The sequence below is a fragment of the Staphylococcus sp. 231237_7MaSpsaltlick genome (assembly GCF_043107035.1).
This window is the reverse complement of the sequence record NZ_JBICNX010000010.1, coordinates 21,488-38,126: the sequence shown is the minus strand read 5'-3', so window position 1 is coordinate 38,126 and position 16,639 is coordinate 21,488. Positions and strand designations below refer to the sequence as shown.

At 31.6% G+C, this 16,639-nt stretch carries 14 protein-coding genes; 10 read left to right on the top strand and 4 right to left on the bottom strand.

What is annotated here, in order from left to right:
* The first annotated feature begins 162 nt into the window (after positions 1–162).
* The 8 genes from ACF91D_RS18465 (at position 163) to ACF91D_RS18430 (ending at position 11,076) form a co-directional block, all read left to right on the top strand.
* Complete coding sequence (locus tag ACF91D_RS18465) at positions 163–1,254, top strand: acyltransferase (protein ID WP_327620702.1); 1,092 nt, start codon at positions 163–165, stop codon at positions 1,252–1,254.
* A gap of 365 nt (positions 1,255–1,619) precedes the next feature.
* Positions 1,620–2,846: an AI-2E family transporter gene (locus ACF91D_RS18460; protein ID WP_039066625.1), complete on the top strand. Its 1,227-nt coding sequence runs from the start codon at positions 1,620–1,622 to the stop codon at positions 2,844–2,846.
* Between the two features lie 452 nt (positions 2,847–3,298).
* A complete protein-coding gene (gene mprF, locus ACF91D_RS18455) occupies positions 3,299–5,824 on the top strand; it encodes a bifunctional lysylphosphatidylglycerol flippase/synthetase MprF (protein ID WP_327620611.1) in 2,526 nt (841 codons plus the stop codon).
* Positions 5,825–6,314: 490 nt separating this feature from the next.
* A complete protein-coding gene (locus ACF91D_RS18450) occupies positions 6,315–7,280 on the top strand; it encodes a LacI family DNA-binding transcriptional regulator (protein WP_392437543.1) in 966 nt (321 codons plus the stop codon).
* A 42-nt stretch (positions 7,281–7,322) separates the two neighbouring features.
* Positions 7,323–7,712, top strand: a complete 390-nt coding sequence (rbsD, locus tag ACF91D_RS18445) for a D-ribose pyranase (protein ID WP_069793115.1) — start codon at positions 7,323–7,325, stop codon at positions 7,710–7,712.
* Positions 7,713–7,726: 14 nt separating this feature from the next.
* Entirely contained in the window at positions 7,727–9,217 is a 1,491-nt protein-coding gene (locus tag ACF91D_RS18440) for a sugar ABC transporter ATP-binding protein (RefSeq protein ID WP_101049295.1), read from the top strand.
* Positions 9,204–10,148, top strand: a complete 945-nt coding sequence (locus tag ACF91D_RS18435; RefSeq protein WP_069793113.1) for an ABC transporter permease — start codon at positions 9,204–9,206, stop codon at positions 10,146–10,148. Before ACF91D_RS18440 ends, ACF91D_RS18435 begins: the two co-directional genes overlap by 14 nt.
* 13 nt (positions 10,149–10,161) lie before the next feature.
* Complete coding sequence (locus tag ACF91D_RS18430) at positions 10,162–11,076, top strand: D-ribose ABC transporter substrate-binding protein (protein WP_039066614.1); 915 nt, start codon at positions 10,162–10,164, stop codon at positions 11,074–11,076.
* 156 nt (positions 11,077–11,232) lie between these two features.
* Here the strand turns inward: ACF91D_RS18430 and msrA are convergent, their stop codons facing one another.
* Complete coding sequence (gene msrA, locus ACF91D_RS18425; protein ID WP_039066612.1) at positions 11,233–11,748, bottom strand: peptide-methionine (S)-S-oxide reductase MsrA; 516 nt, start codon at positions 11,746–11,748, stop codon at positions 11,233–11,235.
* Between the two features lie 139 nt (positions 11,749–11,887).
* On the opposite strand from msrA, the gene ACF91D_RS18420 reads away from it, so the two are divergent.
* Positions 11,888–12,868, top strand: a complete 981-nt coding sequence (locus tag ACF91D_RS18420; protein WP_208181540.1) for an LCP family protein — start codon at positions 11,888–11,890, stop codon at positions 12,866–12,868.
* A gap of 242 nt (positions 12,869–13,110) precedes the next feature.
* On the opposite strand, the gene ACF91D_RS18415 is transcribed toward ACF91D_RS18420, so the two are convergent.
* Positions 13,111–13,203: a type I toxin-antitoxin system Fst family toxin gene (locus ACF91D_RS18415; protein WP_107531577.1), complete on the bottom strand. Its 93-nt coding sequence runs from the start codon at positions 13,201–13,203 to the stop codon at positions 13,111–13,113.
* Positions 13,204–13,520: 317 nt separating this feature from the next.
* Positions 13,521–13,706: a 2-hydroxymuconate tautomerase gene (locus ACF91D_RS18410; protein ID WP_039066609.1), complete on the bottom strand. Its 186-nt coding sequence runs from the start codon at positions 13,704–13,706 to the stop codon at positions 13,521–13,523.
* Between the two features lie 150 nt (positions 13,707–13,856).
* Between ACF91D_RS18410 and ACF91D_RS18405 the strand changes: the two genes are divergently transcribed.
* The gene (locus tag ACF91D_RS18405; protein WP_039066608.1) at positions 13,857–15,119 is read left to right on the top strand and encodes a Y-family DNA polymerase; all 1,263 of its coding nucleotides are present in this window, start codon (positions 13,857–13,859) and stop codon (positions 15,117–15,119) included.
* A 224-nt stretch (positions 15,120–15,343) separates the two neighbouring features.
* Here ACF91D_RS18405 and ACF91D_RS18400 read toward each other — a convergent pair whose 3' ends face one another.
* Positions 15,344–16,435, bottom strand: a complete 1,092-nt coding sequence (locus ACF91D_RS18400) for a prephenate dehydrogenase (RefSeq protein ID WP_101049296.1) — start codon at positions 16,433–16,435, stop codon at positions 15,344–15,346.
* Between the last annotated feature and the right edge of the window lie 204 nt (positions 16,436–16,639).

Genomic DNA, 16,639 nt, shown 5'->3' with positions numbered 1-16,639 from the left:
ATGTGTAATTAGTCTTATTTTATAAATTTAATGTTAAGTTTTTTAATAGTACGTAATGAAAGTATTATATTTTTATTTATAAATACAAATTCGCTTTACTATAATAATTAAAAATCATAAAATTAGTTTTCAAGTTGTTATGTTTAAAGGGGATGTTTTCGTATTAAATACTATGATGAAATTCCTATAATTAGGTCTGTTGCGGCTATGCTTGTTGTTGCCATTCATACAGTTAATAGTATCTCACTTTCAGGAGGCTCGTTTACATCAGACGGGTTAGGTTATATAAACCAAATTGCAAGGTTAGGCACGCCTATTTTCGCGGTAGTTAGTGCTTTTTTATTAACTATTTCTGTTATTCATAGAGGCTTTAGCTTGAATTATTTTATAAAATCAAGATTTAGCAAAATCTTAATCCCATATATTATATGGACAGTTTTTTATTTGTTATATAGGGCTTATTTTTTACATAATTTAGAAGATGATGGTAAACTAATCAATTATTTTATATTCGGTAAAGCAAATTTCCATCTATATTTCATATTAACTGTAATCCAATTTTACTTTTTATTTCCATTCGTACACAAATTTAAAAAAGGGTGGCCAATTCTTACTTTATTCGTAGTTGCAACTATAGCTAATATAGTTTGGATAATGATGGGTCCTGTTGCAATTGATGGCGGAGGACTAGAACGATTTGTTAATGATAAGCTTTTTATTATGAATTGGATATCTTTTTTCATTTTAGGTATTGTTTATGCGAAATTTTACAATGAAATAAAAGAACTGATATTTAGATATAAAGTGTTACTTTCTATTATTATTGGCATATTATTTATTGATTTATTAATCAGTATTGATTTAGACAATTTACACAGTTCTATACATGTTTCAAATATAATATATATCCCATTCTTTATTATATTTCTTAATTATATGTTTGAATATGTGAAAGAAAATAAAATTGTTTTACGTACGCTAACGTTAATAGGCAATTACTCTATGGGAGTTTATTTAGTACATTATGTAGCAATCCAATTTGTGAAACGTTTACCTATTGTTGAAAATATTGATGCTCAAAGTAAGTTTGTTGGGGTATTTATAGCAGCGGTGGCTGTATCTGTATTCATCGTTTACTTAATTAGTAAGTTACCATTTGGTAATTATATTGTGCCAATTCCGAAAAAGAAAGCTAATAAAACTCCTGCTAATTTGCGAGGTAATAGTGATACTAGTAATGAAGTAGCGACGTAAAATTAATGATAAAACATTATTTAACGGGGGCCATAAAGGTTCCCTCTTTTTTTGAATTAAATAATATATTTAGGGCATTTTTGACAATAGCCCTTCCTATATTCAATGTTACTGTTGGTTTAATAATTATTGAGAAATATTTGGAAAATGCGTTTAATTATATAGGAATAGTGAATAATCCATGCAGAAGCGCTATGACAATTATAATTTAGTATAATAGATGATTGTTATTTATAGAATGTGTTATTATTAAGCATAGTACAACAAACTATTAAAGCTGTTCGTGATAGAGTTTTGTACGTCTTTTTATAATATTAATAAGTAATTATTATTTTTAAGAATTAATTTAAGGTATGGTGAGTTATATGTCGAATGAAGACAATGTACAACAAGAAAAGAAGAAAAGTAAAGATAAATTAAAGCTTAGTTTTCCTGAAACTCGCTTCATGAAGTTTGCAGGTGGGAAAGACTTACTTTTTGGTTTGTTAATTTTAATATTAGTAGGCATAGCTATATTTATATTTGATCAAGTATCTTATATTTTCAAACCATTCATTATCGTTTTTAATACTATTGTAGCACCTATCATTGTTTCAGTTATTCTATATTATCTATTGAACCCATTAGTTAATTTAATGGAACGGTATAATATTTCTAGAGTATGGGGCGTAATCATATTATTCCTATTGATTGTAGGTGTAATAGCACTTGTTATTAACCTTTTAATACCTGTCATAGGGTCGCAATTTAGAAGTTTTGGTAATAATTTTCCGTCATATGTGGATAAGGTCAATCAATTTATAGATAGCGTTACTAAGTATTCATTGATATCGAATTTCTACAGTCAAATTCAAGAGCAATTAGATGCGCTGGCTAACAAATTGCCATCTATGGTTTCAGATTACTTTAATGGATTTGGTTCAAAGATTAAGAATTTTGCTGAGGCGATTGTAAATGTTGGTGTAGTAATTGCAACGACACCATTTGTGTTATTCTTTATGTTAAAAGATGGTCATCGTTTCAAAGAGTTTTCTACAAAATTAATGCCACCTAAATTTAGAAAAGATTATCATGATTTACTAGACAAAATGAGTGTTCAAGTTGGTTCTTATATTCAAGGTCAAATCATCGTTTCATTTTGTATTGGTATTTTATTATTTATAGGTTATAGCATTATCGGGTTAGATTATAGTTTGATTTTAGCATCAATTGCTGCTGTTACAAGTGTAGTGCCATACATAGGACCTACAATTGCGATATCACCAGCAATAATCATTGCGTTAATCACTTCCCCAATTATGCTATTGAAATTGATTGTAGTTTGGACCGCTGTTCAGTTTATAGAAGGACATCTAATTTCACCTAATGTCATGGGTAAAACACTTAAAATACACCCATTAACAATTATTTTCATCTTATTAAGTGCAGGTAACTTATTAGGTATTGTAGGTGTGATTTTAGGTATCCCAGCTTATGCTATATTAAAAGTGTTAGTTTCACATTTATACGCTATGTTTAAACGTAGATACAATAAGTATTATGGTGAAGACGCTGGAGAATATGAAATTACTACAGACGAAGAAATTCGTTAAACCACTGTAAGTTTTGTTCATTGTTTTTTGAAAATAAATGCTATTTTTATTTTGCATTTATATCATTAAATTTTCAAACTGAAGCGGTGCGACTAAATTACAAAGTGATAAACATTTATAGATTACAATTATAAAAACTATCAAGGGCGAGACGATGAAATCAATTTTTAAATATGGTTTCTGTCTCGCCCTTTAATCGTTTATTTATATATTACTAATATACTGAGTTAGCTTATTGCAATATATACAAGTTATGTACTGCAATACTATATTATTAAAAATTTCATTTTATTTATTAGAGTTTAATTTATTACGGTAAAAATCAAGTAGTACACCTAATAGTACGTCTAACAGTTTTGTTAGTTATTATTATTAAAAAAATTATTTATTATGTTTTGTTCTTGTGCTATATTTTTATGGAATGATTAGATTATTAAAAGCGAAGTGAAAAGATGTCAAAAGAACTGAGAAGTAAATTATTTTCTTTATTAAAAATTGCATTTGCGTTAACGTTATTTACCATTGTAGTGATTACTTTGTACAAAGAGCTCTCACATATTAATCTTAAAGAAACAATAAAATCCTTTAGTAAAATAAACCGATTTTGGCTTGTAGCGCTGTTCCTTAGTGGTGGGGCGTCTATTATAGTGCTTTCAATGTATGATGTAATATTAGCTAAAACATTAAAGCTAAAAATTGGTTTGCCTAAAACGATTAGAATTGGTTATATAGTCAATGCTTTGAATGCTGTTGTCGGCTTTGGTGGATTTATAGGAGCGAGTGTACGTTTCTTATTTTATAAAAATACAACCGATGATAAAAAAGCTTTGCTACATACCATTTCTATTGTTTTGGTTTCAATGTTAACTGGTTTGAGTTTACTTTCTATATTAGTAGTTATTCATGTCTTTGATATTTCACATATTTTTACACCGTATCCATGGGTTAAATGGTTAATGTATGTGGTAGCATTGTTTTTACCTATGTTTGTTGTGTTTACTATATTAAAACCTGTACAAAAAACACATAGATTGCTCGGTGTACATTGCACAATTGTTTCAGGTGTTGAATGGTTTGTTGCAGCATTAGTGTTATACATGGCAATGGCTATTGTGGGTGTTCAAATACCTTTTGCTACTTTTATGGGGATTTTTATTCTAGCGGCATTATCGGGATTAATCAGTTTTATTCCTGGTGGATTTGGTACATTTGATTTAGTTGTACTGTTAGGTTTGAAGGCATTAAATATTGATGAGGAAGCAATCGTATTAGGTTTATTACTTTATCGTTTTGCTTATTATTTATTTCCTGTGCTTATTGCACTGATTTTATCTACATTTGAATTCCGTAGTACCGCCAAACGTTACTGGGAAGGTTCACGTATATTATTGCCAGTAAAAGATATGACGTCCTTGTTAGGCTCATATCAAAAGGACATCATTGCACGTATACCATCTTTTGCTATGGCACTTTTATTGCTATTTACGAGTCTAGTATTCTTTTTGAATAATTTAACAATTATTTATGATGGATTATATGATCCAAACCACTATATCTATTATATTATTGTTTCAATTCATACTTGTGCTTGTTTGCTATTATTATTAAATGTCATAGGTGTATATAAATTATCTAAACGTGCAATACTATTCGCAATTATTTCTGTATTGTTTATATTTATTGCAACAGCTTATACTTATGCATCATTTATACTATTAAGTTGGCTTACAGTGATCTTTGTGTTATTGCTTGTGTTTTATAAACGGGCTCGGGTTATCAAACGACCGTTTAGATATTCCAAGTTATTATTAAGTATTATTACAGGTGCAATAATACTCTATATTAATCATCTTGTAATTAAGAGTACGTTCTATTCTTTAGATATTTATCATATTGAAATGTTGACTTCTATTTTGAGATATTATTTCTGGATTACTATTTTATTAGTAGCAATTATAGTAGGCGTTATTGTATGGTGGTTTGAATATAGATATAGATCATCAAATAGTAGAGATAATATCACTACATGCGAGTCGATTATTAATAAATATAATGGAAATTATTTAAGTCACTTAATGTACAGTGGAGATAAGAAATTTTTTATAAATGACAACGAGGATGCTTTTGTAATGTATCGTTATCAAAATAATACGTATATTATTTTAGGTGATCCAATTGGTAATAAAGAATCATTTTATAGTTTATTAGAAGCATTTTATCAAGAAGCGGAATATTTAGGTTATGATATTATTTTTTATCAAGTAACGGATAAACATATGTCACTCTATCATAGTTTTGGTAACCAATTCTTTAAATTAGGTGAAGAAGCTGTTATAAATTTAACGACATTTACAACATCAGGGAAGAAAAAGCGTGGGTTGCGAGCTACGCTAAATAAACTTGATGATTTGGGGTATTCATTTGAAGTGGTGGAACCGCCATTTTCACAACAAATGATTGTTGATTTAAAAGTTATTAGTGATGAATGGTTAGCTGACAAAAATGAAATGCATTTTTCTGTTGGAAGTTTTGATGAACATTATCTATCTCAAGCCCCGATAGGCGTGTTAAAAGATAATAATCAATCCCTTATTGCTTTCTGCACATTGATGCCAACTTATTATAATGGTGTTATTTCTGTTGATTTAATACGTTGGAAACCAAATATTGAGTTACCGTTAATGGATAGTTTATATTTGAATATGTTACTTTGGTCAAAAGTTAATAATTATGAGCATTTTAATATGGGAATGGCGACATTATCTAATGTTGGACAAATCCCTTATTCTTTTTATGGTGAAAGAATCGCTGGCCGTGTATTTGAGCATTTCAATGGGCTATACAGGTTTCAAGGTCTCAGAAGATATAAAGAGAAATTTAATCCAAAATGGGAACCAAGATTCCTCGTTTATCGTAAACGCCACTCATTATGGGTCAGTATGTTAAAAGTTATGCGGGTCATTAGGAAAAATAGTTAGACTACAACATGAAGCACCCCACATGTCATATGCATGTGGGGTGCTTTTTAAGGAGTTTAATAGTGCTTAATGGTTTGTGTAGTTAATCTTTGGAGAAGTCATTAACTACTTTAATAAACTAACAATTGTTACCTTTTTAAATATCATTTTGATTCTAACTATATTTGAATTTCTCGTTACCCCTTTGTTAAAGGTACAATATAAATATATCATCATTAGAAAACGCTTTCAATAGTGTATTGAAATCTTATTCACTTTATTATGAACATATTATACGTGCATTTCCTTATTAAAATTTATATGTATTATTACTTTTCTGAGGTGATGAATTCATATAAATGATTTTCTTTTTTAGTGACAAATAACTTAGATTGAAACTAGGTTTTTATTTTAAATAAAAATAATTTAATAAATTAATCATGCAATTATGCTATTAAATAGTGGAAATATGTGGTAGTATGAAAACGGTTACACAAAAGGGGTGATTTGACTGACAACGATAAAAGATGTAGCGCAATTAGCGGGCTGCTCAGTTGCAACCGTTTCTAGAGCGATTAATAATACGGGGTATGTTAAGGCGCAAACACGATTGCAAATTGATCGTGCAATTGCAGAGCTTAATTACCAACCAAATGAAGCAGCAAGGACATTATATAAAAGGAAATCTAAAATGATTGGATTGCTATTACCAGATATAAGTAACCCGTTTTTTACATTGATTGCAAGAGGCGTTGAAGATGTTGCTGTTGAATATGGGTATCAAGTATTAATTGGTAACAGTGATAATGATACTGAAAAAGCAAAGGCTTATTTAACAACATTTATATCTCATAATTGCGCAGGTATGATTACTACTGCGCTTAACGAAAATTTAATTGAAAAAATATTAGAACCTATTCATATGCCTTTTGTATTTGTCGACCGTACTAATAATGAAATTACAGGGGTTTCAACTGATCATTATGAAGGAGGACAATGCCAAGCAGAACTAGTGATTGAAGGTGGCTGTAACCATGCCTTAGTTGTACATGAAGATTTAACTATTGATGCATTTCAACACCGTGTAGAAGGAATAATGTCAATTTTTAAAGAACAGCGTATTAACCATAGAACTTATTCAGCTCAGGATTTAAACGATGAAGGTTCATTTATTAATTTAATTAGGAAACAAAACATAGACAGCGTTATCTGTAGTAATGATTTGTTAGCAATTAGAGTGATGGGTGTACTTCAACAACATAATTTACAAATTCCAAAGGATGTTCAAATTGTAGGGTATGATAATATACCATTTTCAACAATGACATTTCCTCAAATTAGTACAATCGATCAGTCGGCTTATCGTTTAGGAGAGCTAGCAATGTCAAAGTTACTTAAATTGTATAATCGCCAAGATTATGTCGAACTAGAAAAAGTAGCCATTTCCGTAATAAAGAGATCGAGTACACGTCATTAATGCGTAACATGTAACGGGTTACATAAATAAAGGAGTGGTTTGATGTATAAAACAGGTATTTTAAATAGTGAAATTTCAAAGGTGCTAAGTGATTTAGGTCATACAGATCAAATTATTATTGCTGATTGTGGTCTGCCAGTACCACAGGAAGTTAAGAAAATAGACCTTGCCTTAGAATTTGGGAAACCATCATTCTTAGAAGTATTTCGCTTAATAAAAAATCATATGGTAATAGAGCAAGTAACGATTGCTAATGAGATGATTAAGCAAAACGATGAGCTCTACATACAATTGATGGCAGAAAATGTCGATATTAACACTAAATCTCATGAACAGTTGAAAGTGGATAGTACGCAAGTTAAAGCTGTTATAAGAACTGGTGAAGCTAAACCTTATGCTAATGCAATATTAAAAAGTGGCGTTCTATTTTAAAGGAGTGATTAATAATGATTAATATGGATCAAATATATAAATCCTTTGGACAAAACGACGTGTTGTTGGGTGTGGATTTTGAAATTGCTGATGCAGAGGTCCATGCGTTAATGGGCGAAAATGGTGCTGGTAAAAGTACATTAATGAAAATTCTTACAGGTGTCTATGAAGCGGATGGTGGCACAGTAGTAGAAAATGAACAACCAATCCATTTTAAGAATACTAAAGATGCCGAAAATCATGGCATCGCATTTATACAACAAGAATTGAATATTTGGCCCAATTTGACGGTACTAGAAAATTTATTTTTAGGAAAAGAAGCAACTAAATTTTTCGGCATTGTTGATAATAAAGCTATGAAGCGACAGGCACAAGAGATATTTAAGAAATTGAATATTACGATTGATTTAAATCAATTAGCAGGAGATTTGTCTGTTGGAATGCAACAAATGTTAGAAATTAGTAAAGCACTTATGCAAGAGGCTAAAGTTATCATAATGGATGAGCCAACTGCTGCATTAACAAATAATGAAATCGAAGTATTATTTGAACAAATCAAAAAGTTAAAAAGTGAAGGCGTATCTTTTGTTTATATTTCACATAGAATGGAAGAAATTTTCAGCATTTCTGACCGTATTACTGTAATGAGAGATGGTCGTTCTATTTTAACTGCTGCTACTGAATCTACCACACATTCACAAATCGTTAAGGCGATGATAGGTAGAGATTTAGATAACCAATATCCTGAAAGAAATTATAAGCAAGGTGAATTAGTGCTATCTGTGAATAACTTGAATTCAAATGAACATGATTTAAAATCGGTTCACTTTGAATTGCATAAAGGAGAAATTTTAGGTTTTAGTGGGTTAATGGGTGCAGGCAGGTCAGAGATTATGCGCGTGTTATTTGGTTTAGATAAAGGAACTATGCAAGTAGAGTTAAATGGTAAAAAAATTTATATGAATAACCCTAACCAATCTATACAACATGGTTTAGCTTTTATTACTGAAAATAGAAAAGAAGAAGGGTTAGTATTACAAGACTCTATTTTAGAGAATATATCGTTACCTGCGTTAAAAAGCTTTTCAAAATCAGGCTTTCTCGCTCAGCGTTCAATGGAACAATATACGCAGCAAATGATTAAGCGATTAAATATTAAAGGTAAACAAGATGATGCTTGTGTAGATTTGTCTGGTGGGAACCAACAAAAAGTAGTGTTAGCGAAATGGATAGCTACAGCACCACGTGTGCTAATTTTAGACGAGCCTACTAGAGGAATTGATGTAGGTGCTAAAAGAGAAATATATCAATTAATGAATGAACTTACTGAACGAGGAATGTCGATTATTATGATTTCATCAGAGTTACCTGAGGTTATTGGCATGAGTGACAATGTTGCTGTTGTACATGAAGGAAATATTGCAGGGTTATTAGATAAGTCATCTTTATCTGAAGAACGTATTATGACTTTAGCTACTGGAGGGAAAATAAATGAATCAATCTAAATTATCTTTTTCATATTTAGAAAAAATCATACCGTTTATCGGATTAATATTATTAGTCATTATCATAAGCGTATTAAACAGTGCTTTTTTAGAACCATCCAATTTATTTAATTTATTAAGACAAGTATCCATTAACGGTTTGATAGCATTTGGCATGACATTTGTTATTTTAACAGGGGGGATAGATTTATCAGTTGGGTCCACACTTGCGTTATCCAGTGCGATGATTGCCATATTAATGGTGTCTGGTGTTGATTCAATTGTTGCATTGTTAATAGGTTGTATCTTCGGAGCTATTTTAGGGGCGATTAATGGGATTTTAATCACTTTAGGTAAGATGGCACCATTTATTGCAACGTTAGCAACAATGACTGTTTTTAGGGGGCTCACACTTGTTATCACTGACGGCAATCCGATTACAAATTTAAATGGTAGTTATGCATTTCAATTATTCGGACGTGGCTATTTTTTAGGTATACCTGTACCAGCAGTGACCATGTTTATCACATTCATTATTTTATATATTATTTTACATAAAACGGTGTTTGGTAGACAGACTTATGCTATGGGTGGTAATGAAAAAGCGGCATTTATCTCAGGCATTAAAGTCAATAAGTTGAAGGTTATGATATATAGTTTAGCTGGTTTAATGTCTGCGATGGCAGGAGCTATATTAACATCTCGTTTAAATTCTGCACAACCAACAGCCGGCATGTCATATGAATTAGATGCTATTGCAGCTGTCGTACTTGGCGGTACTTCGCTTACAGGTGGTAAAGGGCGCATACTCGGTACATTAATTGGTGTGCTAATTATAGGTGTGTTAAATAATGGTTTAAATCTATTAGGTGTATCTTCGTTTTATCAACAAGTCGTTAAAGGTGTTGTAATTATTATTGCGGTGCTAATAGATAGAAAGAATAAATCATAAGGGAGGTAATTTAATGAAAAAGTTATTTATTAGCGCTATCACAATGTTGATATTTTTAGCAGGATGTTCACTAGAATCTCCATTAGAAAGTAATAACAAGGATAAGTCAAATAAGAAAAAATCTGAAGTTGTTATCGGTGTCAGTATATCTACGTTAAATAATCCTTTCTTTGTGAAAATAAAAGATGGTATTGAGGATGAAGCTAAAAAGCAAGGAGTTAAAGTGAAATTTGCTGATGCACAAGATGATGCAGCAAAACAATCAAATGATATTGATGATTTGATTCAACAAAATGTAGACTACCTTATTGTTAACCCAACGGATTCAGATGCGATTTCAGGTAGTATACAAATTGCAAATGATCAAAATATCCCAGTAATTACTTTGGATAGAGAAGTTGCCAAAGGAGAAGTTGCATCATTTATTGCCTCAGACAATGTTAAAGGTGGAGAAATGGGTGGTCAACTGATTGTAGAGCAATTCGGTGAAAATGCGAAAGTTGCTGAATTGGAAGGTATTCCTGGTGCAAGCGCAACGAGAGAACGTGGTAAAGGATTTCATAATGTAGCAGATAAATCACTCGATGTTGTATCGAAACAAAGTGCTAAGTTCAATAGAACAGAGGGGTTGAATGTAACGCAAAATATTATACAAGCACATCCAGATATCAAAGCTATTTTTGCACAAAATGATGAAATGGCATTAGGTGCTGTAGAAGCGGTTGGCAATAAGGATATCAAAGTTATTGGATTTGATGGGAACGAGGACGCAATCAAATCGGTAGAAAATAATAAATTATATGCTACTGTGGCACAACAACCAAGTTTAATGGGGGAAGAAAGTATTAAAACAGTAATGCACTTATTTGATGGTAAGAAAGTAGAGAAGAAGAACAAAATACCATTAGAAATGAAAAAACAAAATTAGCGACAACCTATAATAAAGCCGGATGTAGCAAATACTACTCCGGCTTTAAATAATTTATGGTGTTGGAACGCATTGACTAGGAAAACACATTTACATTGAATCATAGTCACTTTGAACCGCTATTGCCAAAGAGAATGATAAAAAATCTGAGACAAATTAAATGTCTAATCCTTTTTCGTAATTTTGACGATCTTGTTGTTCTTTTGCATAACGTTCAGGGTTCTTTTTGTAAAAATCTTGATGTTCAGCCTCTGCTTCATAAAATGTAGAAGCGGGTAGAATTTGTGTTGCAATCGCTTTGTCTTTATCCATAGTATCTTTTAATTTCTCAATATAAATTTCTGCCAGTTCTTTTTGATCTTCATTTGTATAGAAAATAGCAGTTTTGTATTGTGAACCTCTATCTTGGAATTGTCCGCCTTCATCAGATGGATCTATTACAGAAAAGAAAATCTCTAATAATTTGTTGTAGGAAAACAGTGCGACATCATATTCGATTTCAACAGTTTCCAAATGGCCGGTATTACCACTTTTGACTTGCTCATATGAAGGATTATCTACATGTCCTCCCATATAACCAGAAGTTACTTTTTCTATGCCTTCAAATGTATCAAAAGGTTTAACCATACACCAAAAGCAACCTCCAGCGAAGTATGCTTTATTAATATTCATGCTTAACATCCTTTCCGTATTAGACCTTAGTACCATATATAAAGATATCACTTGATTTTTATACTCTTTTTATATAACTTTAATATATGTTAATTATAGTACATAGCAGTGCAATTTTGAAGATATAAGGTTGATACTAATGAATGAAGACAAACAAAGAAGTAATACAAACTCAAGCAATAACACTAAAGAAGCGCCTATGCGTAGGGTTAAAAAGAAGCGGATTAGGAAATTACCAATAATCATTTTGATTTTTATTGTAATTTTAGCAATCATCGTAGGTTATGCTGTGCATGGTTATAATTCCGGAATCAATTATGCTAAAGACCACGGTAAAACATTAAAACAAGAGAAATTTAATGGTGCCGCTAAAAATGACGGTAAGATTACGGTAATGGTTTTAGGAGCAGATGCCGAAGATGGAGGAATTTCTAGAACAGATTCTATCATGATTGCTCAATACGATTATATTAATAAAAAAATGAAGATGGTATCTGTAATGCGTGATATCTATGCTGACATACCAGGAAGTGGTCAACATAAGATTAACTCTGCATACTCTATCGGTGGACCAGAATTATTGAGACAAACGTTGAAGAAAAATTTAGGGATTGATCCTGAATATTACGCTGTTTTAGATTTTACTGGTTTTGAAAAAATGATAGATGAACTAGAACCGAATGGTGTGCCAATTGATGTTGAAAAAGATATGTCGAAAAATATCGGTGTATCGTTGAAAAAAGGTCATCATCGTTTAAATGGTAAAGAGCTCTTAGGATATGCGAGATTTAGACATGACGCTGAAGGAGATTTTGGACGCGTTCGTAGACAACAACAAGTAATGCAGTCTTTAAAAGAAGAACTTGTGAGCGTAGACTCACTGCTCAAGTTACCAAGAGTTGCAGGTATTTTAAGAGGTTACTTAAATACTAATATGCCAGATTCTGCATTGGTGCAGTCAGGATTAAACTTCGGTATTCGTGGTGATAAAAATGTAGATTCTATAACCTTACCAATTAAGGGGACGTATCAAGATATTCAATCACCAACAGATGGTAGTGCTTTAGAAATTGATAAAGCGAAAAACAAAGAAGAAGTTAAGAAATTCTTAGATGAATAGTTTTGTTGTTATATAAGTTTGAAACAAAGAAGTAATGCAGCACTTTTATCATATTTCATTAGTCTCTGTCCGATTAAAAGATGCCTAGTAAGAAGTATAGAACTGGTGAAGTTTTTTGCATTATTACTCAGTATGATGTTATAATATATTTAACGAAAAAGATTAACATTAATACACCAATCCCCCTCGCTACTGTCATAGTGAGGGGGATTTTTTTGGTGTTGGCTATTGTCGCCTTTTAATTATCTATCGCGTTTACTTAGCCAGTAAGTAAAATATGCGATGGCGCAGCCACTGATGACTGGCGCGATGATGTGAACGAAAAAGATTAACAAATAATACACCTCCTCTCTACGTCGAATTGACGCCTGAGAGATAGGCGACTTAATTATTATATCATCTGTATATATACAATAAAGTCCCACTTCTCAATTTATTAAGTTAGTGGTTCTTACACCTGAGTACTTACTCAGGTGTTCCGCTTTTTAAGAGCTAGTGGGACTTATGCATGAGTTCAGGGAAAGCTTTTATCTCTAGAGATGAGAAGGCGAAATAATTTTAAATAAATTAGATTTCTGTCTCGCGCTTTTTATTGTAAAATTTTTACTTTTAGACAAGGTAAAGCCATATTCTAGTAATAGAACGGTTTATACTACTGGTCAGATTTTCTAACTCCAGCAACCCCATAATGTGATGACTTCATTTCTTCTATAACTACTTGGATTGCCTCTTTATTAGCACCAGTTGTTTTTTCAACTGCATTTGTTACTTCACTTACTAAGTTTTTGAGTTGTTCATCTGAACGACCTTCTAATAATTTCACATTTACGATTGGCATATGTAATTCCTCCTAAACTAATTTAAAGATATTATATCACGAAAATTCTAAAAATTATAAAATAAGATATATAGAACACTTGTTCTTATTATTGTTGATTAAGAACAAACGTTCGTATATAATAGAGTTAATTGAGGGAGGTTGTTTGATATGTATGATTATAATCTAGTAGAAGAAAGAGATGTATTGTGTATAGATCAAAAGAGTTTTTTTGCGAGTGTATCTTGTATTCAAAAGGGATTAGACCCTATGACTGAAAAATTAGCAGTGGTTGCTGATACTAAAAGACAAGGCTCAGTCGTGTTAGCGGCCACAGGACCACTAAAAGCATTAGGTATCAAAACTGGATCTAGATTATTTGAAATACCACATAGAAACGATATTTATATAATTAATCCAAGTATGCGAAAATATTTGGAAGTTTCTATAGCGATATCAAAAATTGCATTGCAATATATTGCACCAGAAGACTTGCATCAATATAGTATAGATGAATTTTTTATGGATGTTACGAATAGCTATCATAGATTTAGTAGTACGGTGCCTTCATTCTGTCAAAAATTACAAATGGAAATTAAAGAAGCAACAGGTATTAATTGTTCAATCGGTATAGGTTCAAATATGTTGTTGAGTAAAATTGCAATGGATATAGAAGCCAAACATAACGATAGTTTAATTGCAGAATGGCGTTATCAAGATGTACCTAAAAAGCTTTGGCCAATTCAACCGCTCAGCAAATTTTGGGGGATTAGTAGAAGAACAGAAGCTAAATTGAATAAAAGAGGAATTTTTACTGTTGGTGATCTAGCACATTATCCACACGCGTATTTAAAACGAGACTTAGGTGTCATTGGTATCGATTTACATTTACATGCAAATGGTATTGACCAAAGTAGAGTAAGAGATAAATATAAAGTGATGAACCCATCTATTTGTAAGAGTCAAATACTCATGAGAGATTATCGCTACAGCGAAGCCAAAGTAGTTATGCGCGAATTGATTGAGGATGTCGCTAGCCGCGTTCGAGGGAGAAATCAATTGGCTAAGACGATTCATTTTTCATTTGGATATAGTGATGAAGGAAGTATAAGTAAACAATATACGTTAGAAGATCCAACAAATCTTGAAGATAATATGTATAAAGTAGTTGAGCGTTTTGCCGATAAATTATGTGACCATCATGCATTATTCCGTACAGTAAGTATTTCATTAACCCAGTTTATCGATGAGAAAGACAGACAATTGAATTTATTCATTGATGAGTATGAAAGAAAAAGAAATGAAAAGCTAGCTAAAACCATAGATGCGTTGCATCGAAAATTTGGACGAGGAATTGTATCTAAAGCAGTATCATATACAGAGGCAGGTACAAAACATGGTCGTCTTGGTCTTATGGCAGGGCATAAAATGTAAAGTCCTACTTCTCTATAGAACTACTTTTTCATGTCATGAAAATTAGTAATTCTTATATAAGCGTAGAAACGCTTGTATTCCAAGAAAAATTCTACTGGGGGCTTATGCATGAGCAATAACCCAGATAAACATAAAAACCGCTGTTTAAACCATTAAATTAGTGGGAGTATGAAATCCAATTTATCAAAAATGATTTCATACTCCCACTTATAAAATTTCATATATTAATCAATATAAGTATCAAAATCATTGAGTGCCTCAGCACCAGCTTTACGATCCTCAGGGTTTTTAAAACTAATGCGCAATGCACCGTATATATCTTCGCGAACTTCTAAAATTCTAAGGTTGCTTATAGAAATATTATGTAAACTCAGAATGTTTGTCACTTTGCTAATCATACCTGGTTTATCCGGAATATCGACATATAGATCATACTCCACGGAAAGCGCTCCTTGTTGTTTAAGGGGAAGTTCATCACGATAAATTTTAGCATCATTAAAGAAAGCGTGGAGGTCTTCAGCATTATTACGCTCAATTAACGATATAACATCACCCATTTGATCTTTCCATTCCTTTAAGATGCTTAATATAGTGTCTTTATTCTCAACTGTAATATCACGCCACATAATTGGGTTACTGCTTGCAATTCTAGTGATATCTCTAAAACCACCCGCAGCCAATGTTTTCACTAAAGCAGAATCACCTACATGTTGAGCATTTAAATGAACCAAACTTGAAGCGATAATATGAGGGACGTGACTAACGATACCAGTTACAAAATCATGTTCTTCTGCAGTTGTTGAAATGAATTTAGCATCAGTTGTTTTTAATAGATCTTGGATTTCTTCAAAAGCTAGATCATTAGCTGGTTCATTATGCACGAGTATATAAAAAGCATTTTCAAACAGGTGTTTTTTTGCATTTAATACACCAGATTTATGACTACCAGCCATTGGATGGCCACCAATAAGGTGAATATCGTATTTTAAAAGAAATTGTTCATACTGTTGAATCGTTGATTTTGTACTACCAGTATCTGTGATAATAACATTTTTCTTTAATTGATAGCTTGGTAATTCTTGTAAGTATTTTATTGTTTGTTGTACGGGTGTTGCATATATAATGATATCTGCATTTTCGACGCTTGATTTATAGTCTGTCGATTGAAAATCAATGATACCAATAGATAAAGCTTTATCTAATTGAGATGTATCAGCATCAAATGCTGTAATTTCTATATCATTATGATAGTATCTTAAATTACTCGCTAGACTGCCGCCGATTAGGCCTAGGCCAACGAAAAGTATTTGTTTCATTAAGCGAATCACCTCTATCAAAATTTTCAGAATAGTAATATTGTATAGTAGGTATTACTAATACGCAATACATGATGAAATTTTTGCCTAATCACTAATTATATTTTAACAACTTTAAAATCGTAGTGATAATTTTATTGAAAATGAATTATTAGAGCTGACAATATGAAATATTACCTAAAATAAATAGATTAGAAATGAATA